We start from the raw sequence: 22,269 nt of genomic DNA, 5'->3' as shown, positions 1-22,269 counted from the left end.
GGGGGGTGTCAGTTTGATGAAGAAGATGAAGGTAAATCTGCGGATTAAGATAATATACACATGTATTATCGCTGTATTTGTCAGTGTTTTCCTTATCATGCAGTATTCCTTCAACCGCAGCAGGAATCTGCTCATCACCCAGGAGGCGGGCATCATATCCCAATATATGAACCGCAACGAGCTGGCGCTTACAGAGGTGACGGATTCCATCCGTAAGCTGTCGGCCGCATCCAGCACCAACAAGCAGGTGGCGTCCTATCTGAACCAGTCATGTGATGGAAATATATATTCTTCGGAGAATGTGAGCCGTATCCGGGCAGTGGAGGAGACGCTGACCTTTTACCGGAATATATTTTTTGATTACCGTCTCCACTATATCATCCTGGGAGCGGACAGCACGGTTTACAGCGTGGCGGACGGGATTGACAACAGCAGCTATTTTGGGGAGAAGTTTGCCCAAAGCGTCAGGCAGCAGCCGTGGTACCAGGAGTTTCTGGAGGGAAAGGAGGTATCCGGGTGGATTGCCCCCTGTATTTACAATGACAAGGGGGTGTTTAAGGAGAGGATTGAGTCTGGGAAGGATGAGGATTTCATCTTATTCATCCGGCGGATTAAGGATTATAATTCCCTTAAATTCCTTGGGGTGTCCTTTGTATCCTTTCCCACGGAAAACCTGGCACAGGTGCTGATACCCTATGACGGGGCGGTGCTGGCTCTCTTTGATAAGGGAAACCATCTGATTTACGCCACGGAGCAAAGCGATATACTGGATGATATATCTGCCGGACGGCTTTCAGAGGATTTACAGGAGGACCAGGATTATTTTCATTATACAAAGGACGGCCGGGAGTATCTGGTGAACCATGTGACCATGGCCGGTACAGGATGGCGTATGGTGAACCTGGTACCCCTGTCCCATATCACCCAGGCAGTGGACAAGCTTCACAGCACTGTAACCTCCCTGACGGTCCTTATGGCCCTGGGAGCCTGCATGGTCTGCCTTGCCATGTATTTCTATGTCAACGCGCCTCTTAACCGTCTGATCCATAAGGTGAGCGAAGTCAATATCGGAGGGACTAAAATCGCTGACATGGAGGATGCAAAGGGCAGACAGATGCCTGTATTCGGAATTGTGGAGGCAGAGCTGGAGATCAGCAGGATGGTGGATTATATAGAAAAGCTCTCTGCCCAGACCATCAAGCAGAAGGAAATAGAGCAGAATCTCCGCTATGAGATGCTCCGGGCCCAGATAAATCCCCATTTTCTCTTTAACACGTTAAATGTAATCAAATGGTCTTCCATGATATCCGGGGCAGGCAATATTGCGGACATGATTACCTCCCTTGGAATCCTTCTGGAGAGCACCATGAACCGGAGGGAGGAGGAAGTGCCCCTAAAGGAAGAAATACGTGTGGTGAAGGCGTGGGTGGAAATCAAGAACTGGGGACTTAAGAACCGGATTGAACTGGTTACAGATATCCAACAGGAGCTGGAGGAATTCAAGGTGATTAAATTTTTCCTTCAGCCGTTAGTGGAAAATGCGGTGCTGCACGGTATGGGGGAGGCAACTCACGGCACCATTTGGGTCACGGCTGAACCGTATGGGGAGCGGGTATGCGTTACGGTGCAGGATAACGGAGTGGGAATGGAACAGGGAAAACTGGATGAGATACTGAAGGAAATGGATGAAAACAGTAAAAAACGCCATGTAACCGGCATCGGGCTGACCAGCATTCATGAGCTGATGAAAGCCAGGTACGGGCCGGATTACGGGCTCTATATTGAATCCAGGATAGGATACGGAACCAAGGTTTTTGCGGTATTTCCATATAGGAGAGGTAGTGAGACATGCTGAAGGTAATGATTGTGGATGATGAAATCATAGTGAGGGTGGGTTTTCAGTCCTGTATTAACTGGGAGGCCTACGGATGCCAGGTGGTGTCCACCTGCGAATCCGGAGGGGACGCAGTGGAGTATATGAACCGGGATGTGCCTGATATCGTGTTCACGGACATCATGATGCCCGGCATGGACGGAATCCAGCTGGTGAAGTATATAAGTGAGAACCACCCGGATACAAAGGTGGTGGTATTGAGCTGTGTGGATGAGATCGATTATGTGAAGAAGGCCATTAAGCTGGGGGCAGAGGATTATATACTTAAGCTGTCCTTTACCCAGGATACACTGGTGGAGCTCATTACAAGATTAAAGTCCATGATTGAGGAGGAGCGGAAGAAGGCGGGCAGAGGCAGTCTGGATATGAGGGTGCAGTCCTTTAACCGGGAGGAGGACTTAAGGACACTGCTGCTGGGAAATCAGGGACCTGGGGACAATGAAATGCTCCTGGACCGGCTGGGATATACCTACAATCCCTTTGAGACCTACCAGGCAGGCTGTTTTCTGGTGGACGACGAAAGAATGAACCGGCCCGGCAGCGGTACGGACTCCCATATCAGAAAGTATGGACTTTTGAACATTGTCCGTGAGTATCTTGAAAATCTGCCTAAATCAGATCTGGCCTTTACCGGCGAACATGAAATTGTGGTTCTGTTCAGGAGAGAAGGGGGGGAGAGCCCGGCCTGCTTTTTCCCGGACACCCTGGATTTGCTCAACCATGCCTTAAAGACCCATCTGAACCTGACCCTTTCCATGGGGATGGGACAGGAGTGCTTAAGCAGGATGGATATTCCGGCAGGATTTGCACAGGCCAGGAGGATGGCGGCACTGCGCTTTTTTGACGGTCCGGCCGCCTTTCACTGTGGCAGGGAGGCAGCAGCAGGGCGCCCCTTCATCGCAAAACGGAGCGTCCAGCGCAATATGCAGGAGGCCATATTCAGGCAGGATGCCGGGGAGGCGTTCCGGCTGATTGACAGCTGGTTTGAGGAGATGGCAGGGCTCCGGTCCTACGACCAGATTCAGGCCATACGCCGGGGCGTGGTGGAGACCTGGGTGTTTATATCAGGATATTCCATTCCTGAGGGAGCGGATATGCCTGAATATGATGAAATATACTCCACAGGCGATTTTTGGGGAGCCGAGACGCTGGCAGATTTAAAAGGATGTTTTAAGGCCGCGGTGCAGTCAGTGGTGGATTATCTGATGGCCAATAAGAACGCCAATCCGGAGATTACCAGATTCCTCCAGTATCTGGAGGACCATGTGGATGAAAATATAAGCCTGGAGGAAGCGGCCGGATGGTGTGCCCTGGGAAAGAGCCAGTTCTGCATCCTGTTTAAGAAGGCTGCCGGCGACACCTTTGTAAATTATTTTAACGGGCTTAAGATGAAAAAGGCGTTTACTCTTTTGGGCAGTTCCAATATCCAGGTACAGGAGGCAGCCAGCCGTATAGGCATACATGATATCTCCTATTTCAGCCGTCTTTTTAAAAAATATTACAATATGAGTCCAAGCGACGTTAGAAAATTGTGAAAATCATACAATAGTTAAAAAGAATCATACAATAATTCAAATAAAAAATAGGGATTATTTTGGGCGGACGATAATACCAATAATCCCTATTTTTTTAAATTCCAAATCAGGGGCGGAACATTTATACTATGCTTACAGTAAATGAAAACGTGTATAGAAGGAGGGTATTTATGAAACGTAAGTTATGTCTGGCTTTAAGCGCGGTAATGCTGGCGGGGTCGCTTTCTGGCTGTTCCGGGGGGACCAGCGGACTGCCGGGAGATACGTCCAAGGCTTCGGAGGCTCCGGCCGGTAAGGAAGCAGAGGGAACAAAAGGGGAATCGGCCGCAGGGGAGGCCGGTGAAAAGCCCTATGCCGGGACAACAATCCGTGTCCTGAGCATGACCGGACAGATATCAGATGCAATTGAAGCGTATCTGGATGATTTTGAGGAGGAAACCGGCATCAAGGTGAATCTGGAACTGTACGGGGAAGCCCAGCTTCGTGAGAAGATAACCACGGAATTTCTGGCAGGCTCCTCCACCATTGACGCATTCCTCATGAGCCCGCTGCAGGATATGGCGGCTTACAGCAATAACGGATGGATTGAACCTCTGGATGAATATCTGAAGGATCCGGATTTTGACTGGGATGATTTTTCGTCGGCGCCTATGGAGCAGATTAAAATTAAGTCTGACGGCGCTATCGGAGCACTGCCGCTGTATTCCTCTGTGCAGCTGATGTTCTACCGGAAGGATGTATTTGAGGAAAAGGGAGTGAAGGTCCCCACGAATTACGATGAGCTGCTGGATGTATGCGGCAAAATCAACGACCCGGCTAATAACTTTTACGCGATTGCCTGCCGCGGCGAGAAGATAGCCCTTACCTCCCAGTTCTCACCGTTCCTTTACGGATTTGGCGGCGCTTATTTTAAGGACGGAACATGCGCCTTTAACACACCGGAAAATCTGGAAGCAGCCAGGTTCTATGGGAAGCTGTTAGGTGATTATGCTCCGGAAGGCATACTGACAGCAGGATATTCACAGATGACCCAGCTGTTTAATGCGGGGCAGGTAGGCATGTGTGTGGATGCAATTGCCCTGTACCAGACCCTGATTGATCCCAATGAGTCTTCCTTCTACGACAAGGTGGGAGTTGCTCCTATTCCGGAAGGTCCGGCAGGACGCCAGTCCTATAAGCAGGTTGTGTGGGGCGCATCCATTTATTCAGGCTCAAAGAACAAGGAAGCTGCATGGGAATTCCTCAAATATGCGGCAGGCAAAGATATTGCCGCCGACATCACTCCAAAGGGAATGCCTACTTTCAGGGCCTCTGTATGGGAAGATGAGCGTGTGACAGCTGCCATGCCGGAAGATTACATCCAGGCTTACAATGAAGAGATTCAGGCTGATACCACCAACCAGTACGGACTTCCCCGTATGACCGCGGTATCCGAGGCCAGGGACGCCATGGGCGAGGCTATCGTGTACTCCATCGAGACTAAGGGAGAGGGAGCAGATCTGGAAAGCAAGATGAATGCAGCTGCAGAAAAGGTGGACCAGCTCCTTAAGGATGCGGGAGAGTATGGCGCGGATTATCCCTACGAGGATTAGAGTATGTCTGAAAGCAACGGAAGGAGCCTGTAACAAGGCTCCTTTCTAACAACAGAGAGGGATGTATATATGAACAATTTTGTCAACAAACATATTAAATGGGTCTTTTCCCTTCCTGCCCTTATATTTATGATGGCCATGATCGCGGTTCCCATTGCAATGACCTTCCTGTTCAGCCTGAACGACTGGAACCTGCTGATGGGAAACGGAATGCGCTTTAACTGGGGAAAGAATTATCTGGATGTGCTGGCCAGCAGGGAATTTTGGCAGTCCTTAGGAATCACATTTTACTATACGGCAATCGCCACGGTGGCGGAAATGCTTTTGGGCCTTGCCATCGCCCTTGTGCTGAATAAGGATTTTTGGGGCAAGAACGGGGTAAAGGCAGTGGTGCTGCTGCCATACATGATGGCGCCTGTGGCAGTGGGACTTATGTGGATGCTGTTTTACGAACCATCCTCCGGCCTGCTCAATTACATCTTCACAACCGTGGGACTTCCCAGGTCTGCCTTTGTGTCGGCCAAACAGACTGTTATCCCTGCTATTGCGGCAGTGGAGACGTGGCAGATGACGCCCATGGTAGTGATCGTATGTCTGGCAGGACTGTCCTCTCTGCCCACAGACCCCATGGAGGCCGCTAGGGTGGACGGGGCAACACCTATCCAGACATTTTTCCAGGTAACCCTGCCTCTGCTCACCCAGACCCTGTTCTCCATCGGTCTGCTGCGGTTCATAGACGTATTCAAGTCCTTTGACCTGATTTACGCCATGACAAAGGGAGGACCGGCCAATGCCTCCAGGACACTGAACCTGTTTGCCTATGAAACGGCATTTTCCTATTACAAATTCGGCCTTTCCTCTACAATGCTTATGATATTGTTTGTGATTGTGCTGCTGCTCAGCGTTTTGGTCATGAAGATACAGAGAAAGTTGGTGGCGTATTATGGCGGTTAAAAAATACAGGGCAAAGAAAATTATATCAAAGTTATTATTCGGAATCCTGGTGCTGGTCATTGTCATACCGATTTTGTTTCCGCTGTATTTCGTGTTGATTTCATCCTTTAAGAATATGGCCCAGGTATATATCATGCCTCCCAAGCTCTTTGGATTTAAACCGATACTGGATAACTACATTTACATATTTAAGACACAGCACTATGGAACCTATATGATGAACTCCACCATTGTGGCAGTGGCGTCAACGGCCCTGTCCCTGCTTTTGGGAGTGCCGGCAGCCTATGCCATAGCCAGATATAAAATGGGGAAGGCCAATACGGCAATCCTGACGGCACGCCTTCTGCCCAACATATCCATTCTGCTGCCATACTATTTCATATTTTCCAAGCTGCGCATGATAGATACCTACGGTGTGCTGATTCTCAGCCACATGGTGCTGTCACTTCCGCTGATTGTGTGGATTATGGTGGGGTTTTTCAGCGATTTGCCTCTGGAACTGGAGGAGGCGGCCATTGTGGACGGCTGTACCAGACAGAAATGCTTTAAAGATGTTCTGCTGCCCATCAGCGCGCCGGGGCTGGTGACCTGCTCCACCCTTTCATTCCTGGGCTCCTGGAATAACTTCCAGTTTGCCCTTATACTCAGCGGTGAAAAGACAAGGACACTTCCTGTCTCATTGCAGTATTTCGTGTCCGGCGCGGATATTCGCTGGGGACGTATGCTGGCTGCCACCATTGTGGTTATTGTTCCAACCATCATTCTGACCATGATACTCCAGAAGTACATTGTGCAGGGTATGACGGCCGGAGCAGTGAAGGGATAGATTAAGGCCAACGGTCAGGTTATGTGAGAATACAGGACGGAGGAGGAAAAGGTGGAGATACCGGTACTGGTCCATGGGAAGGGAATCTATGATTCCGATGACATGAAGATGAAATACACGGGAATGATTCTGGAAGGAAGCCGGATTAAGGAGATGGGTTCCTTTGAGGAACTGGGTCCGGCATATCCCGGGGCCAGGGTCATGGATTTTTCGGACTGCTATATCCTGCCGGGTCTGGTCAATACCCACGTACATCTGGAGTTTACGCCCTGCCGGGACACCTATGGCATCTACCGGAGGGAGGACAGGAAAACCCGTCTGGCCAGGGCCGTGGAGCACGCCGGGACCCTTCTGCGCTCAGGCGTCACAACGGTCCGGGACGCAGGAAGCTCCATGGAGCTGATAGGAGCTCTGCGGGGCGGGGATGCAGGCGCAAAACCGGGGACAGAGCTGCCGAGGATTCAGGTAGCAGGGATGCCCCTTACCCCGGACGGAGGCCATCTGGCCTTTCTGGGAAAAACGTCCAACGGTATGGAGGGATTGATACAGGCTGTAAAAGAACGGAAGTCAGCGGGCTGTGACTGCGTCAAGCTGATTGTCAGCGGAGGCCAGCTTACCCCGGGCTCGGTACCGGAGCATGACTCCTACAGCAGGGAAGAAATACGTGCAGCGGTGGAGGCAGCCCATGAGCTGGGACTTCCCACGGCAGCCCACTGCCTGACAACCAGTTCCTACGTAAACGCCATGGAGGCCGGGGTGGACAGCGTGGAACACTGCGCCTGTTTCAGGAGAAACCCCTGCCTGGGACTTTTGGAACGGTGTTATGAGCCGGATGTGATGGAAGCCTTCCGCGGGGACCATCGGTATTTTATGATTGGGATATCTAATAATTACCACCAACTGGACCAGGTCAGGGAAGGTGTGAGAAAACCGGATGAGAGAGAAGCATTCCTCCTGGAACAGGAAAAGCGGGAATGTGAAATATTCGGCCGCCTGGCGGATTTGGGGATGCGTCCCCTGGTGGGAACGGACGCAGGATGCGGATATACCTTTTTTGACGAAACCTGGCTGGAGATGGAGCTGTTATGCAGCAGGTGCGCCCTTACGCCGGAAAAGGTGATTCACGCCGCCACCCTGGAGGGCGCCGGGGCATTGGGCTGGGGGGATTTCTTGGGGCGGCTGGCCCCCGGGTATGAGGCGGATTTCATAGCTGCAGAACAGAATCCTCTCAGGGATATAAAGGCGCTGCGTCATATAAAACATGTTGTGTGCAGGGGAAAAATCATAGAGTAGGGAGAATGGATATGGAACACATGTATGAATTAAAGAACACAGATACAATCATATCACCCAGCCTCATATATTATGAGGAGATCATCAGGGAAAATATAAAGAAGGCAATACGGACAGCAGGAAGCCCCGAACGGCTGTGGCCCCATGTAAAAAGCCACAAATCCAAGGATATGGTGCGGATGCAGATGGAGTACGGCATTACAAAGTTTAAAACAGCCACAGTGGCAGAGGCGGAGATGGCCGCAGAGGCAGGGGCAGAAAAGGTAATTCTGGCCTATCCGCTGATTGGTCCCAACATGGAACGTTTCGTGAAGCTGGCAAAGGCGTATCCGGATACGGTATTCTACGGTGTGGAGGATGACCTGGCCCAGTTTGAGGCTCTGTCCGGGGTGTGCGTGGAACACAATGCTGTGCTGCCCATGCTGGTGGATGTAAATATGGGAATGAACCGTACCGGAGTGCCCATTGAACGGCTGGAGGAGCTCTACCGTTCTGCATCCTCTCTTCCGGGGCTTCGTCTGTGCGGAATGCACTGCTACGACGGAAACCACAATAATAAGGACGCAGCTGTAAGACAGGCCCAAGTGGATGACACGGATAAAAAGGTGTCGGACATCATGGAACGTCTGAACGGGGATGGAATCTGCTGCGAGCTGGCAGTGGCAGGCGGTACCCCTTCCTTTCCGTGCCATGCGGGCGCTACACGGTGGTATCTGTCCCCGGGCACTGCGTTTATAACAGATGCAGGGTATTACATGAACCTGCCGGATTTGGATTTTATTCCAGGAGCTGCCGTGATGACCAGGGTCATCAGCCATCCCGCCAAGGGCGTGTTTACCACGGACCTGGGCTATAAGGCTATTGCTTCGGACCCCGCGGGACAGCGGGGCTATATCGTAGGTCTGGAGGATGCAGTGCCCATTATACACAGCGAGGAACACTGGGCATTCCGGCTGGAGGATGAAAGCAGGATACCGGCCATAGGAACCTGCCTCTATGTGATTCCAACCCATATATGTCCCACCACTGCATTGTATCCGGAAATTCTGGTGGCAAAGGACGGGCAGGTGGCGGACAGATGGCAGGTGACTGCGAGAAACCGCAGGATTACATACTGATTGTACCGGAACAAGGAGGTATTTTGTGGACTGTATTGAACTGTTGAGAGAGCTGATAGGGTTTGACACCGTTAATCCTCCCGGAAATGAAAAGCCGGCAGCCCGGTATCTGGCCGGAATCCTGGAGCCTATGGGGTTTAAGTGCGAGGTGCAGGATTTAGGCGGCAGCCGGGCAAATCTGATTGCTGTGCTGGACGGGGGAGACGGGCCGGAGCTTATGCTGAACGGACATCTGGATGTGGTGCCGGCCGTGGGAGAGTGGGACAGCAGTCCCTTTTCCATGGAAGAAAAGGATGGAAAGCTTTACGGCAGGGGAACCTGCGACATGAAAGGCGGGATAGCTGCCATGTGCGAAGCCGCCATGCGCTGCGCCGCCAGGAAAGAGCCCATGAAGGGGAAACTGAAGCTTTTATTTGTGGCGGATGAGGAGTGCTCCAATCTGGGTACACTGAGTTATCTAAAGACCCATGAGAGAAGCGATTATGCCATCATAGGAGAACCCACCCGGCTGGAGGTGGCGGTTGCCCACCGTGGAGTATCCAGGGATTATATTGATGTAAAGGGAGCCCCCAGGCATGCAGCCCTCCCGGCCGGGGAGGAGGACGCTGTGATGAAGGCATGCAGGGCAGTCCGGGCGGTAAAGGATATGAATGAAACGCTGCGCCATATCACACACCCGGTCCTCCCGCCTCCCAGCATTGCGGTTACCATGATGGAGGGATATGAGAAGGACAATGTGGTGCCGGGAAATGTACGCCTTCTCCTGGACTTTAGGATTCACCCGGGTATGGACCATGAACAGGTGGGGCAGTTTTTGGACAAAGGCTTTGAACAGGCCGGCATTGACGGCTTCCAGAGGACGCTGCATTTTTATATGCCCGGCGGGGAGATTCCACAGGATGACCGGTTTGTGAAGCTGTGCCTTGAGGAACGGGAACGCCAGTTTGGAATCAAATCAGATCCACAGCCCTTTGACGCATCCTGTGAACAGTGTTTCCTGGCAAGGGAGGGAATCCAGACCGTTATCTGCGGTCCCGGAGATATTGCCCAGGCCCATACAGTGGGGGAATTTACCTGGGAAAAACAGGTGCGGGATGCCGTGAGCCTGTATGAGAGAATCATAGACAGGGTTTTGTATAAAGCAAATTACATATAAATAAGGAGAGATGAAGATGAGAGACGTATACGAGGTTTTAAAAGAAAAAGGAATCACTTTGCCGCAGCCGCCTGCCAAGGGAGGCGTTTATACACCGGTACAGGAGCTGGGGGAGAAATTTCTCTATTGCTCAGGCTGCGGTCCGGATCTGGGAAACGGCAATACGGTAGTGGGCAAACTGGGAAAGGACCTGACAGTGGAGGATGGCCAGAAAGCGGCATACAACTGCGTGCTGAACCTGCTGGCAAACTTAAATGAAAAGACCGGGGATTTGAACCGAATCAAGAGATTCGTGAAGGTTCTGGCTTTTGTGAACAGTGCGGATGACTTTGGGATGCAGCCCCAGGTGGTTAACGGGGGCTCCAATCTGATTGCCGGGCTGTTCGGTGAGGAAGCAGGACTTCCGGCGCGTTCTGCCATTGGAACCAATGCCCTTCCGGGGGGAATCGCTTGTGAGATTGAGGTTCTGGTGGAGCTTAAATAGAAGCGGGAACATATAAACAGGAATCAAGAGAGTGGACGGGACGGACGTAAATATAGGTTCGTACCCGTCCGTTTTTCTGTCTGTTTTTAAATTATTCTTGGTTCTGTCCATTTCTTTGATTCCTTATGTCTTGTAAAAGCCTGCCCCCTGCTATATAATGGATAGCATAAAAAGTCAGGACATCCCAAAAAGGGGAGCTGACAACAGGATACGGAGGAAAATGCAATGAAAATGGTAATCATCGAGCCGCTGGGAGTGGAAGAAGGAAAGCTTTTAGCTATGGCAAAGGAGTCCCTTGGGGACAGGGTGGAGATTGTGTATTACAACACAAAGACAACGGACACCGCAGAGCTGATAGAGAGGGGAAAGGATGCTGAAATCATTGTGGTATCCAATCTGCCTCTGAATGCCCAGGTCATAGAAGGATGCAGAAACTTAAAGCTTCTGGCTGTGGCATTTACAGGCGTGGACCACATCGCCATGGATGTGTGCAGAAAGAACGGTGTCATGGTATGCAACTGCGCCGGATATTCCACCTGCGCTGTGGCGGATCTGGTGTTCGGCATGTTAATCAGCCTGTACAGAAACGTGATTCCCTGCGACAAGGTCTGCCGGGAGGAGGGCACCAAGGACGGACTGGTAGGATTTGAACTGGAAGGCAAGACGTTTGGCGTGGTGGGAACCGGGGCCATCGGCCTTCGTGTGGCAGCCATAGCCCAGGCATTTGGATGCAGGGTATTGGCTTACAGCAGGACAGCCAAGGATGTGCCAGGCGTGCGCTATGTGGATCTGGAGACACTGCTGGCAGAAAGCGACGTGGTTTCCCTCCACACCCCTCTTACTGAAGAGACCAGGGGACTGATGAATGAGAAGCGCATCGGATTGATGAAGAAGAACGCAGTGCTCATCAACACGGCCAGAGGGCCTGTGGTGGACAGCGATGCGCTGGCCGGGGCCCTGAAGGAGGGCAGGATTGCAGGCGCCTGCATTGATGTGTTTGAAAACGAGCCTCCGGTCAGAAAGGACCACCCGCTGTTTTCGGCGCCCAACACCATTGTGACGCCACATGTGGCATTTGCCACCAAGGAAGCCCTGGTGAAACGGGCTGTTATTGTGTTTGACAATGTGGTAAACTATCTGGATGGAACTCCCCGAAATGTGATTGGGTGATATTTGTATGAAAAAAGTCAGGAAACATATTATATTTTCCGGCAGGGTACAGGGGGTGGGCTTCAGGTACACCTCCTGTTACCTGGCCCGCCCCCTGGGCCTTACCGGGTGGGTGAAGAATCTGTGGAACGGCGATGTGGAGATGGAGGTCCAGGGAGACCCGCTGGCGATTGGGCGATTCTTAAGGAATCTGGAGCAGGGAAGGTTCATACACATTGAACATATGGAAGCAGAAGACATTCCGGTGATTGAAGAGGGCAGTTTCAGGGAAATATATTAACAGCAGTGGAGGTTTTATGTTTGGGATAATTGTGGCAGGAAAACGGGTATATGATAAATTTGCTGAGGATGAGATGACGGTCTACGCGGCCCAGGTCTCATTTTTTATCATACTCTCCGTGGTGCCCTTTATCATGCTGCTGCTGACAGCGGTCCAGATGATTCCCAGCATCAGCAACGCCAGGTTCATGGAACTGATTGTGGGCCTGGTGCCGGTGGATTACAAGTCCCTGGCCTTCCGGGTGGTCAATGACCTGTCCTTAAAATCCCCGGCAACCATGATTTCCGTCACAGCCGTCACAGCCCTGTGGTCCGCGGGCCGCGGCATGTTCAGCGTGGCCAGGGGCTTAAACCGTGTGAACGGCCACGGGGAAAAGCGCTGGTATGTGATTAACAGGCTGATTTGTTCAGGATACACCATTGTGTTTATCCTGGTGTGCATTCTGTCCCTGGGCCTGCTGGTGTTCGGCAATATGATTCAGGCGTTTATGGTGAGCCGGTTTCCCATCATAGCAGACGTGACCACCCACATCATCAATTTCAGGGCTCTGTGGGCGTTAATGATACTGATTATATTTTTCCTGGGAATCTATACCTTTGTGCCGGATAAGAGTCTGAAGCTCAGGGACCAGCTTCCGGGAGCCGTGTTCTCCACCGTTGGATGGATGGCCTTCTCCTTTGCCTTTTCCCTGTATTTCAGCCATATAGGGGGGAAGAATTACTCCTATATGTACGGAAGCCTTACCGCCATTGTGCTGTTGCTTCTGTGGCTTTATTTCTGCATGTGCATCCTGTTCTTCGGCGCGGAAATCAACTATTTCTGGAAGGAACTGTTTCCCGGGGAAACGAAGGAATAACCGGATTATGCCTGCTCTTGGATAAGGGGCGGGCTGTTTTTGTTTTTTTGGTGGAACAGTGAGGTGGTTCTGTCAGGAAAGGGGAGGCTGGCCTGTAAAGTAATCCAGAAACTCCTTCATCACAGCCGACAGGGGTCCGTTTTTCCGGCAGACCAGCGTAATCCGGCTGGTGAAGTCACGGGTATCCAGAGGCTTCATGAGAATGTCCGGCCGGACGCACCTGGCGATAGAGGCCGGCACCACCGCGACGCCGCTGCCTGTCTCCGCCCATGTAAGGCTGGTCCGGGCATCGTCGTTTATGCACAGATAATCCGGGCTGTCCGGTGCAAACAGGCGGTTTAACACCCCTTCCCATCTGCGGTACACAACCAGGGGACAGGAGCACAGTTCCTTAAGGGAAATAGTATCCGCCCCGGGACGGGGAAAGAAGCAGCGTTCCCCCACAGCCATCATGATTTCCCCGGACAGATAAAAGCAGTCATAGGGTTCCTCGGGAAAAGGGCTGCGCACAATGGCAGCCTCGATGATTCCGGTATTCAGCTTGTCCAGGAGCTGATATGTATTACCCTCGTAGATGCGGAATTTCACCCTGGGATGCTCCTGGCGAAAGGCGGCAATCTTTCCTATGATGGGTTCGGTTTCCACGGAAGAAATCATACCCAGGCGCAGGGAGCCCAGAAGTCCCTGCCCCATCTGTTCCAGTTCCTCCAGCACAGCCCCTGTCATGTCCAGGATGCCCTGGGCCCGTTCGTAGAGGACCTTGCCCGCATCTGTCAGCAGGATGCTTCGTGAGCCGCGCTGGAACAGGGTCAGCCCCAGTTCCTCCTCCAAAAGCTTCATCTGGGTGCTGAGGGGAGGCTGGGAAATGTGGAGCGCCTTGGCTGCCGCCGATATGCTCCCCTCATTGACAATGGCAGTAAAATATTCCATCTGTTTCAGATTCAAGATCGGAATCCTCCTATTCGTTAAACGTATATCATATATATAAAAACAATATTTTATATATGGTTGATTCTATGTTATAATACCAGGCAGTGTGAAAAAATACAATGGATTCCGGCAGAGGAGTGAAAGACAATTATGAAACGATTGTTCAGCTATATGAAGGATTACAAGCTAGAAAGCATACTGGGACCGCTGTTTAAGATGCTGGAGGCCAGCTTTGAGCTGTTTGTGCCCCTGGTGGTGGCCCGTATGGTGGACGTGGGCATACGGGGCAGGGACAGCGGATATATTCTTAAAATGGGAGGCGTTCTGGTGCTGCTGGCCCTGATTGGCCTGGCATGCTCCCTGACAGCCCAGTATTTTGCCGCCAAGGCAGCCACGGGGGCAGCCACCTCCCTGCGCAATGATTTGTTTTCCCATATAGGAAGATTGTCCTACACAGAGATAGACACAGTGGGCACGTCCACACTGATAACAAGGATGACCAGCGACATCAACCAGGTGCAGAGCGGCATCAACATGACGCTGCGCCTTCTGCTCCGCTCACCCTTTGTAGTATTTGGGGCCATGGTTATGGCCTTTACCGTGGATGTGCGCTCGGCCTTTGTTTTCGTGGTCACCATACCGGTGCTCTGCGTGGTGGTGTTCGGCATCATGGCAGTCAGCATGCCGCTCTATAAATCCGTGCAGAGACAGCTGGACAAGGTGCTGTTAACCACCAGGGAAAACCTGATGGGAGTCCGTGTCATCCGCGCCTTTAACAGACAGAAAAGTGAGACGGAGAAATTTGACCGGGAAAACGGAAACCTGGTCAGGATGCAGGTGTTTGTGGGAAAGATATCCGCCCTGTTAAACCCTGTGACCTATGTCATTATAAACATAGCCGTGGTGGCCGTCATATGGGTGGGAGCGGAACAGGCGGACAGCGGTATCATTACCCAGGGAAAGGTGATTGCCCTGGTAAATTACATGTCCCAGATTCTGGTAGAGCTCATAAAGATGGCAAACCTGATTATCATTATATCCAAGGCAGTTGCCTGCATGAACCGGGTGGACAGCATATTTAAGGTGGAGAGCAGCATTGAGGACAAGGGGAGGCACGGCTCCCGGAAACCCGGTTCTCAGAATTCCGGTTCTCAGAATTCCGGTTCTCAGAATCCCGGCCCGCAGAATTCCGGCCCGCAGAATCCCGCATTACGGATTCCCAAGGTAGAGTTTAAAGATATGGAATTCGTGTATGCGGGGGCAAAGGAGCCGGCCTTAAAGGATATTTCCTTTTGTGCCATGGCAGGACAGACCATAGGCGTCATAGGCGGAACCGGATCCGGTAAATCCACCCTGGTGAACCTGATTCCCCGATTTTACGATGCCGCCTCAGGGCAGGTCCTGGTGGACGGGACAGATGTAAAGGAATATTCTCTGGATGAGCTGCGGGACAAAACCGGAGTGGTGCCGCAGAAATCCGTACTGTTTAAGGGAACGCTGCGGGACAATATGCGCTGGGGAAAACAGGACGCGTCGGATGAGGAAATCTACCGGGCTCTGGATACGGCCCAGGCCCGGGAGTTTGTGGATTCCAAGGGAGAGGGACTGGATCTATACATTGACCAGGGAGGCCATAACCTCTCAGGAGGACAGCGCCAGAGGCTGACCATAGCCAGGGCCCTGGTGAGGAGGCCGGAAATCCTGATTATGGACGACAGCGCTTCGGCCCTGGACTTTGCCACGGATGCCAGGCTGAGAAAGGCTATCCGGGAGAACACCGGGGATATGACCGTATTCATTGTATCACAGCGGGCCACTACCATTAAGAGCGCTGACACCATCCTGGTGCTGGACGAGGGTCGTCTGGCAGGCATGGGCACCCATAAGGAGCTTCTTAAGGACTGCCAGGTATACAGGGAGATTTGTCTGTCACAGCTTTCAAAGGAGGAGGTGGAACGGGATGAGCAGTAAGAAGAATGCATTGGACAAGAACAGGAGCAGGGAGACCCTGAAACGGATCCTTAAATATATCAGCCAATACAAGTGGAGCGTCATCCTGTCTCTGTTTCTGGCCCTTATCACAGTGGCCCTTACTCTGTATGTGCCGATTCTGACAGGCCGTGCCGTGGACCGCATTGTCTCGGCCGGACATGTGGATTTTGCAGGGTTAAAGGGAATCCTCATAACAATATTGGGAGCAGTGGCTGTTACGTCCGTATCCCAATGGCTTATGAACCATATCAACAACATCATTACCTACCGGGTTGTGAAGGATATCCGGACCAGGGCCTTCAACCAGCTGGAGGTGATGCCCCTAAGCTATATAGATGTGCACCCATCCGGAGATATCATAAGCCGGATTATCGCGGACATAGACCAGTTTTCAGAAGGCCTTCTCATGGGATTTACCCAGCTGTTTACAGGCGTTCTGACCATAGCGGGAACGCTGCTGTTCATGCTTTCCATCCAGCCCGTCATCACGGCTGTGGTGGTGGTGCTGACGCCCATATCCCTGTTTGTGGCCAGCTTTATCGCTAAAAAGACGTTTGTCATGTTCCGGAAGCAGTCAGAGACCAGGGGAGAGCTGACCTCCCTGACCGATGAGATGCTGGGCAATATGAAGGTGGTCCAGGCCTTCGGACACCAGGAAGAGGCACAGAAGCAGTTTGAGGAGATTAATGAACGTCTGGCCGGATACAGCCTGAGGGCGACCTTTTTCTCATCCATTACCAATCCGGCCACCCGCTTTGTTAACAGCCTGGTCTATGCTGCCGTGGGCATCACGGGAGCCTATGGGGCTATCCGGGGGCTCATCACCGTGGGACAGCTGACCAGTTTCCTCAGCTACGCCAACCAGTACACAAAGCCCTTTAATGAGATATCAGGGGTGGTGACAGAGCTGCAGAATGCCCTGGCGTCCGCTGCCCGGGTGTTTGAGCTGATTGATGAGAAAACCATGATAGAGGACAGGGAGGACGCAACGGTACTGCGCGGCGCAAAGGGCAGTGTGGATCTGGAGCAGGTCTGCTTCTCCTACACGCCTGAGAAAAAGCTGATTGAGGATTTTAACCTGTCGGTACAGCCCGGACAGAGGGTTGCCATCGTGGGACCTACCGGCTGCGGCAAGACTACCATCATCAACCTGCTGATGCGTTTTTACGACGTGGATTCCGGAGCTATCAAGGTGGAGGGAACCGACATCCGCGATGTGACCAGGGAGAGCCTGCGGACCAGCTACGGTATGGTGCTGCAGGACACATGGCTTAAATCAGGCACCATCCGGGACAATATAGCCTACGGCCATCCAAATGCCACTGAGGAAGAGATTATCCAGGCAGCCAAACAGGCCCATGCCCATGGATTTATCATGCGTATGCCGGATGGATACGCCACTGTTATCAGTGAGGACGGAGGGAACCTGTCCCAGGGACAGAAACAGCTTCTCTGTATTGCCAGGGTTATGCTGTGCCTTCCTCCCATGCTCATACTGGACGAGGCCACATCCTCCATTGACACCAGGACAGAGATTAAGGTGCAGAAGGCCTTTGCGCAGATGATGGAGGGCAGAACCAGCTTTATAGTGGCCCACCGATTGTCCACCATCCGGGAGGCAGACGTGATTCTGGTCATGCGGGACGGTAAAATTGTGGAAAAGGGTAAGCATGAGGAGCTTCTGGGGATGCATGGTTTTTACGCGGATATTTACAATGCGCAGTTTGCCAGAGGATAGGACGCAGGTAATTATGTAAGAGAAGGGGGCGGGCATATGGGAGACGGACAGATGATGTCTGAATTGTATCAGGAGAATATGAAGCGGCAGAACAAAAACAGGAGGAGGAAGGATGTGGCGGCCTTCCTCTGCATCCTGTTGGGAAGCCTGATTGTAGCTGTCAACATGAATACCTTTGTGGAGCAGGGAGAGCTGGTGCCGGGAGGCTTTACCGGACTGGCCAAGCTGATCCAGAGAATCGGACTCAGTTTTTATGATGTCCAGATATCATTTACATTACTGAATGTACTTTTTAATGCAGTTCCGGCCGTGTTCGCATACCGGCTGGTGGGTAAGAAATTTACAATCCTGTCCTGTATCTGCCTGCTGACCGTGTCAATCCTGGTGGATGAGCTGCCTGTGGTTCCCATCACCGGGGATATCCTGCTGATATCAGTCTTCGGAGGCATCATAAACGGCCTGGGGATGAGCCTGGTTCTCAACAGCAGGGCCTGCGGCGGCGGAACGGACTTTATCGCCATGTCTCTGTCGGCAAAATACAAGGTATCCACCTTCAACTACATGCTTTTGTTCAGTGCGGTCATCATACTGATATCGGGAACTATTTTCGGAATGGATAAGGCGCTGTACTCCATTATTTTCCAGTTCTGCAATACCCAGGTTATCAATACCTTTTATAAGAAATATAAGAAAAAGACGCTTCTTATTGTGACAGATAACCCGGCGGCCGTGTCCGCGGACCTGCTGGAGCTGACCAACCACAGCAGCACGATTTTAAAGGGCTTCGGCTCCTACTCAGCCAATAAAAAATACCTGATTTATACCGTGCTCTCGGACAGTGATGTGAGAAAAATGAAGAAGCGGATACGGGAACAGTACCCGGATACATTTGTAAACGTTATCAATTCCAGCGATGTGGTGGGGAATTTTTACATACAGCCCCTGGAGTGATCCGCCCTTTTGGGCGGGTCTGCATCTTAATGGAATCTTTAGCTGACATTTCCCCAATCTTTATGTATAATAGTCTTTGAAACAAATCAATCTATGTAATATGAAGGAGGAATCATTTACCATGGAATCTGACCCTGAAGCGGCCAATATTTTATTCCAAATCACAATCTTAGTTATTCTGACATTAATCAATGCATTCTTTGCAGGCTCCGAGATGGCAGTGGTATCTGTTAACAAGAACAAGATACACCGCCTGTCCGAGCAGGGAAACAAAAACGCAGCGCTCATAGAGCGCCTGATGAAGGACTCAACGGTGTTCCTGTCCACCATCCAGGTGGCCATCACTCTGGCAGGCTTTTTCTCCAGTGCATCGGCGGCTACCGGTATCGCCCAGGTGCTGGCGGTACGGATGGCGCAGTGGAACCTGCCCTACAGCCAGACCCTGGCAGGCGTTGTGGTGACCATCATCCTGGCTTATTTTAACCTGGTGTTTGGTGAGCTGGTACCCAAGCGGATTGCCCTGCAGAAAGCGGAGGCCTTCAGCCTGTTCTGCGTACGTCCCATTTATTATATATCACGTATCATGAATCCCTTTATAAAACTGCTCTCTCTGTCCACCAGCGGCTTTCTGAAGCTGATCGGCATGCACAATGAAAACCTGGAGACAGATGTGTCCGAGGAAGAAATCAAGTCCATGCTGGAAACCGGAAGCGAGGCAGGTGTGTTTAATGACATTGAGAAGGAGATGATAACGTCCATATTTTCCTTTGACGACAAGAAGGCCAAGGAAGTGATGGTGCCCAGACAGGATATGGTGGCGCTGGATATCAATGAGCCGCTGGAAGAATTTCTGGATGAGATTCTGGAATCCATGCACTCCAAGATTCCTGTATACGAAGGGGAGATTGACAACATCATAGGCGTTCTGTCCACAAAGGCACTGACCATTGAGGCCAGAAGGACTTCCTTTGACAAGCTGGATGTCCGCACCCTTTTAAAGCCGGCCTATTTTGTGCCGGAGAACCGCAGGACCGACGCCCTGTTCCGGGAGATGCAGGCAAATAAAATCAAACTGGCCATTCTGATCGACGAATACGGCGGCGTGTCCGGTATGGTGACTCTGGAGGATCTTATCGAGGAAATCGTAGGTGATATTCATGAGGAATACGAGGAGGAGGAGCCGGAGCTTACAGAGCTGGAGCCCCATAAGGTCTACCGGGTGTCGGGCGGCATTACCCTGTTTGATTTGAAGGAGGAGATGCACCTGCATATGGACAGCTCCTGTGATACCCTGTCCGGATACTTAATGGAACAGCTGGGGTATATACCGTCCCGGGAACAGCTGCCCCTGACAGTGGTTACACCGGAAGCTGATTATGAGATATTGGAAGTGGAAGACAGAGTGATAGAATGGGTGAAGCTGACCCTTAAGGAGACAAAGAAAGAACAGGAAGAATGACGTACAGGGCATGGTACAAAGGAGGGAAAGTAAATGAGTTTTCTGTTGGAAGGCATTACGGCGGTAACCTGGCAGCAGGCAGTCATGTATGTGGTGGGAATTATCCTGATTTGGCTGGCGGTTAAGAAGGAATATGAACCATCCCTTCTTCTGCCCCTGGGTTTTGGCGCCATACTGGTCAACCTGCCGTATTCCGGTGTGGTGGACCAGATGGTACAGGGAAAGGTACCTGCGGCCGGAATCATAGAATGGCTGTTCAAAACCGGAATTGAGGCTTCGGAGGCCATGCCAATCCTGCTTTTTATCGGAATTGGCGCTATGATTGATTTTGGACCATTGCTGAGCCAGCCGGTACTGTTCCTGTTCGGGGCAGCGGCCCAGTTTGGAATCTTTGCAGCTATCCTCATTGCGTGTCTTATGGGCTTTGATCTGAGGGATGCCGCCTCCATCGGCATCATTGGAGCTGCGGACGGACCTACCTCCATCCTGGTATCCCAGGTTCTGGGGTCCAGGTACATCGGCCCCATTGCGGTGGCCGCCTATTCCTATATGGCCCTGGTTCCCATTATCCAGCCCTTTGCCATACGTCTGGTGACCACCAGGAAGGAGCGCTGTATTCATATGGAGTACAATCCCAAGAGTGTGAATAAACAGCTGCGAATCGCGTTTCCCATTGCCGTGACCATCATAGTGGGCCTGATATCACCGCAGTCCGTGGCCCTGGTGGGCTTCCTTATGTTCGGAAACCTGCTTCGGGAATGCGGCGTCCTGGGAAGCCTGAGCCAGACGGCCCAGAACGAGTTTGCCAATATAATCACACTGCTCCTGGGCATCACCATCTCGTTCAGCATGAGAGCAGAGCAGTTCGTGAACCCGGCTACATTGATGATTATGGTTCTGGGACTGGTGGCCTTTGTATTCGACACCATCGGCGGCGTGCTTTTTGCCAAGCTGATTAATGTATTCCTCAAGATGGCGGGTAAGAAACCGGTGAACCCCATGATTGGGGGCTGCGGCATATCCGCATTCCCCATGTCTTCCAGGGTGGTGCAGAGGATGGCTGCCAGGGAGGAGCCGGGTAATATCATACTGATGCAGGCTGCCGGCACCAATGTATCGGGCCAGGTGGCATCGGTTATTGCCGGAGGACTGGTTATCAGCATCGTGTCCCAGTATCTGTAGGGCGGAAGAATCGAAGTTTCAGACAGGCTCTGGAGTCAGCAGCAAAGGAGGAAGCGTATGAATATGGAACACGTAGGGATTGCCCTGGAAATTATGGGAAAAGGTATGGGCGGAATCTTTGCGGCTATTATCATCATCATGGCTGCGGTAATGATATTGGGCCGTATTACGAAGGACCGTAAGGACCATAAGGACGGTAAAGAATAGGAGTCCATGAGATGAGAATAAACAGGAAGGGGAGCACGGCTGGTGTAAAGCGTGCTCCCCTTTCTGTTTGTTTTTTTGGTAGTGGAAGAACTCCCTGGTCCCCAATTAGGGGAATCCGGGGCCCTGTGACGGACAGACGGATGCCTGTGAAGGTCCTGCGCTGGATGAATCCGGTCCGGAAGGTGAGAAAGAGATGGGTTCCGAAGAGAGGGCCGATCATGGGAAGGCCCCAGAGGCAGTTGTTGATGCCTTCTACAATGCTGCTTACCAATTCCATAACCATACCTCGTTTCTCCGACGCCGCAGTTTTTTGTGAGGGATACGGCTCTGGTGTTAATATCAATTAATCTGCCGCAAAAAGAACTGCAAAAAGAAAAAAGCAAGAAAATACGGCTTTATGTGTTGAAATAGGTACAAAACACAAAAAAATACGGTTTTTATTGATAAAAATAAAAAATATATTGAAAAATCATAAACAGGCTGTACGCATTTACGGCGGTGGAAAAAAAGAAGTATAATAATTACATTACAGATGTGTGCAGACAGGTTCGGAATATGCAGTACGAAAATTCAGAGTGGAAACATGCCTGCATACATATATGATCTCTCGGAATCTTGAGTGATCATGCCAGCAAAACTCTGGCATTGAACT

19 protein-coding genes and 1 pseudogene are annotated in these 22,269 nt (G+C 51.5%); 18 read left to right on the top strand and 2 right to left on the bottom strand.

Annotated elements, in window-relative coordinates; translation table 11 throughout:
* The first annotated feature begins 16 nt into the window (after positions 1-16).
* The 12 genes from LI015_RS20405 to LI015_RS20350 all read left to right on the top strand — a co-directional run bounded on the left by LI015_RS20405 (position 17) and on the right by LI015_RS20350 (position 13,158).
* Positions 17-1,855, top strand: coding sequence for a sensor histidine kinase (locus tag LI015_RS20405; protein WP_227126272.1), 1,839 nt, complete (start codon positions 17-19; stop codon positions 1,853-1,855).
* On the top strand, positions 1,849-3,429 hold the full coding sequence (locus tag LI015_RS20400; protein WP_002567030.1) for a response regulator: 1,581 nt from the start codon (positions 1,849-1,851) through the stop codon (positions 3,427-3,429). Before LI015_RS20405 ends, LI015_RS20400 begins: the two co-directional genes overlap by 7 nt.
* 170 nt (positions 3,430-3,599) lie before the next feature.
* Positions 3,600-5,021, top strand: coding sequence for an ABC transporter substrate-binding protein (locus LI015_RS20395; protein WP_002567031.1), 1,422 nt, complete (start codon positions 3,600-3,602; stop codon positions 5,019-5,021).
* Positions 5,022-5,090: 69 nt separating this feature from the next.
* On the top strand, positions 5,091-5,975 hold the full coding sequence (locus LI015_RS20390; RefSeq protein ID WP_002567032.1) for a carbohydrate ABC transporter permease: 885 nt from the start codon (positions 5,091-5,093) through the stop codon (positions 5,973-5,975).
* Positions 5,965-6,801, top strand: a complete 837-nt coding sequence (locus LI015_RS20385) for a carbohydrate ABC transporter permease (protein ID WP_002567033.1) — start codon at positions 5,965-5,967, stop codon at positions 6,799-6,801. Before LI015_RS20390 ends, LI015_RS20385 begins: the two co-directional genes overlap by 11 nt.
* A gap of 51 nt (positions 6,802-6,852) precedes the next feature.
* Positions 6,853-8,094 carry an amidohydrolase family protein gene (locus LI015_RS20380; RefSeq protein WP_227126244.1) on the top strand — a complete coding sequence of 414 codons (1,242 nt, stop codon included), beginning with the start codon at positions 6,853-6,855 and terminating at the stop codon, positions 8,092-8,094.
* An 11-nt stretch (positions 8,095-8,105) separates the two neighbouring features.
* Positions 8,106-9,212: a D-TA family PLP-dependent enzyme gene (locus tag LI015_RS20375; protein WP_118019252.1), complete on the top strand. Its 1,107-nt coding sequence runs from the start codon at positions 8,106-8,108 to the stop codon at positions 9,210-9,212.
* 25 nt (positions 9,213-9,237) lie between these two features.
* Positions 9,238-10,368 (top strand): M20 family metallopeptidase, encoded by a 1,131-nt coding sequence (locus LI015_RS20370; RefSeq protein ID WP_227126242.1) that lies wholly within the window; start codon positions 9,238-9,240, stop codon positions 10,366-10,368.
* Between the two features lie 10 nt (positions 10,369-10,378).
* Positions 10,379-10,852 carry a RidA family protein gene (locus tag LI015_RS20365; protein ID WP_007035928.1) on the top strand — a complete coding sequence of 158 codons (474 nt, stop codon included), beginning with the start codon at positions 10,379-10,381 and terminating at the stop codon, positions 10,850-10,852.
* Between the two features lie 225 nt (positions 10,853-11,077).
* Complete coding sequence (locus LI015_RS20360; protein ID WP_002567038.1) at positions 11,078-12,022, top strand: 2-hydroxyacid dehydrogenase; 945 nt, start codon at positions 11,078-11,080, stop codon at positions 12,020-12,022.
* Between the two features lie 7 nt (positions 12,023-12,029).
* Entirely contained in the window at positions 12,030-12,302 is a 273-nt protein-coding gene (locus LI015_RS20355) for an acylphosphatase (protein ID WP_002567039.1), read from the top strand.
* A gap of 16 nt (positions 12,303-12,318) precedes the next feature.
* A complete protein-coding gene (locus LI015_RS20350) occupies positions 12,319-13,158 on the top strand; it encodes a YihY/virulence factor BrkB family protein (RefSeq protein WP_002567040.1) in 840 nt (279 codons plus the stop codon).
* A 72-nt stretch (positions 13,159-13,230) separates the two neighbouring features.
* Here LI015_RS20350 and LI015_RS20345 read toward each other — a convergent pair whose 3' ends face one another.
* Positions 13,231-14,103, bottom strand: a complete 873-nt coding sequence (locus tag LI015_RS20345) for a LysR family transcriptional regulator (protein WP_227126240.1) — start codon at positions 14,101-14,103, stop codon at positions 13,231-13,233.
* A gap of 135 nt (positions 14,104-14,238) precedes the next feature.
* On the opposite strand from LI015_RS20345, the gene LI015_RS20340 reads away from it, so the two are divergent.
* The 6 genes from LI015_RS20340 to LI015_RS20315 all read left to right on the top strand — a co-directional run bounded on the left by LI015_RS20340 (position 14,239) and on the right by LI015_RS20315 (position 21,617).
* Positions 14,239-16,059, top strand: coding sequence for an ABC transporter ATP-binding protein (locus LI015_RS20340; RefSeq protein ID WP_227126238.1), 1,821 nt, complete (start codon positions 14,239-14,241; stop codon positions 16,057-16,059).
* The gene (locus tag LI015_RS20335; RefSeq protein WP_117626552.1) at positions 16,049-17,818 is read left to right on the top strand and encodes an ABC transporter ATP-binding protein; all 1,770 of its coding nucleotides are present in this window, start codon (positions 16,049-16,051) and stop codon (positions 17,816-17,818) included. The genes LI015_RS20340 and LI015_RS20335 overlap by 11 nt, the downstream gene beginning before the upstream one ends.
* A gap of 36 nt (positions 17,819-17,854) precedes the next feature.
* Positions 17,855-18,769: a YitT family protein gene (locus LI015_RS20330; RefSeq protein ID WP_002567044.1), complete on the top strand. Its 915-nt coding sequence runs from the start codon at positions 17,855-17,857 to the stop codon at positions 18,767-18,769.
* A gap of 121 nt (positions 18,770-18,890) precedes the next feature.
* On the top strand, positions 18,891-20,228 hold the full coding sequence (locus tag LI015_RS20325; RefSeq protein WP_002567045.1) for a hemolysin family protein: 1,338 nt from the start codon (positions 18,891-18,893) through the stop codon (positions 20,226-20,228).
* A gap of 33 nt (positions 20,229-20,261) precedes the next feature.
* Positions 20,262-21,410 carry a sodium ion-translocating decarboxylase subunit beta gene (locus LI015_RS20320; protein WP_002567046.1) on the top strand — a complete coding sequence of 383 codons (1,149 nt, stop codon included), beginning with the start codon at positions 20,262-20,264 and terminating at the stop codon, positions 21,408-21,410.
* Between the two features lie 57 nt (positions 21,411-21,467).
* Positions 21,468-21,617: a hypothetical protein gene (locus LI015_RS20315; protein WP_002567047.1), complete on the top strand. Its 150-nt coding sequence runs from the start codon at positions 21,468-21,470 to the stop codon at positions 21,615-21,617.
* A gap of 124 nt (positions 21,618-21,741) precedes the next feature.
* Here LI015_RS20315 and LI015_RS28855 read toward each other — a convergent pair.
* Positions 21,742-21,894 (bottom strand): annotated as a pseudogene (locus LI015_RS28855) (sodium:alanine symporter family protein); the annotation flags it as partial.
* Positions 21,895-22,269: the final 375 nt, after the last annotated feature.

The sequence above is a fragment of the Enterocloster sp. 210928-DFI.2.20 genome (assembly GCF_020554465.1).
Classification (GTDB): domain Bacteria; phylum Bacillota; class Clostridia; order Lachnospirales; family Lachnospiraceae; genus Enterocloster; species Enterocloster bolteae.
This window is presented reverse-complemented; position numbering and strand designations above follow the sequence as displayed.

What these genes read in the sequence shown, in the direction of transcription:
- LI015_RS20375 (WP_118019252.1), top strand. Translation starts at nt 8,106, where the DNA reads ATGGAACACATGTATGAATTAAAGAACACAGATACAATCATATCACCC.
- LI015_RS20365 (WP_007035928.1), top strand. Translation starts at nt 10,379, where the DNA reads ATGAAGATGAGAGACGTATACGAGGTTTTAAAAGAAAAAGGAATCACT.
- LI015_RS20335 (WP_117626552.1), top strand. Translation starts at nt 16,049, where the DNA reads ATGAGCAGTAAGAAGAATGCATTGGACAAGAACAGGAGCAGGGAGACC.
- LI015_RS20325 (WP_002567045.1), top strand. Translation starts at nt 18,891, where the DNA reads ATGGAATCTGACCCTGAAGCGGCCAATATTTTATTCCAAATCACAATC.
- LI015_RS20315 (WP_002567047.1), top strand. Translation starts at nt 21,468, where the DNA reads ATGAATATGGAACACGTAGGGATTGCCCTGGAAATTATGGGAAAAGGT.
- LI015_RS20350 (WP_002567040.1), top strand. Translation starts at nt 12,319, where the DNA reads ATGTTTGGGATAATTGTGGCAGGAAAACGGGTATATGATAAATTTGCT.
- LI015_RS20395 (WP_002567031.1), top strand. Translation starts at nt 3,600, where the DNA reads ATGAAACGTAAGTTATGTCTGGCTTTAAGCGCGGTAATGCTGGCGGGG.
- LI015_RS20340 (WP_227126238.1), top strand. Translation starts at nt 14,239, where the DNA reads ATGAAACGATTGTTCAGCTATATGAAGGATTACAAGCTAGAAAGCATA.
- LI015_RS20405 (WP_227126272.1), top strand. Translation starts at nt 17, where the DNA reads ATGAAGAAGATGAAGGTAAATCTGCGGATTAAGATAATATACACATGT.
- LI015_RS20360 (WP_002567038.1), top strand. Translation starts at nt 11,078, where the DNA reads ATGAAAATGGTAATCATCGAGCCGCTGGGAGTGGAAGAAGGAAAGCTT.
- LI015_RS20390 (WP_002567032.1), top strand. Translation starts at nt 5,091, where the DNA reads ATGAACAATTTTGTCAACAAACATATTAAATGGGTCTTTTCCCTTCCT.
- LI015_RS20400 (WP_002567030.1), top strand. Translation starts at nt 1,849, where the DNA reads ATGCTGAAGGTAATGATTGTGGATGATGAAATCATAGTGAGGGTGGGT.
- LI015_RS20355 (WP_002567039.1), top strand. Translation starts at nt 12,030, where the DNA reads ATGAAAAAAGTCAGGAAACATATTATATTTTCCGGCAGGGTACAGGGG.
- LI015_RS20330 (WP_002567044.1), top strand. Translation starts at nt 17,855, where the DNA reads ATGGGAGACGGACAGATGATGTCTGAATTGTATCAGGAGAATATGAAG.
- LI015_RS20320 (WP_002567046.1), top strand. Translation starts at nt 20,262, where the DNA reads ATGAGTTTTCTGTTGGAAGGCATTACGGCGGTAACCTGGCAGCAGGCA.
- LI015_RS20385 (WP_002567033.1), top strand. Translation starts at nt 5,965, where the DNA reads ATGGCGGTTAAAAAATACAGGGCAAAGAAAATTATATCAAAGTTATTA.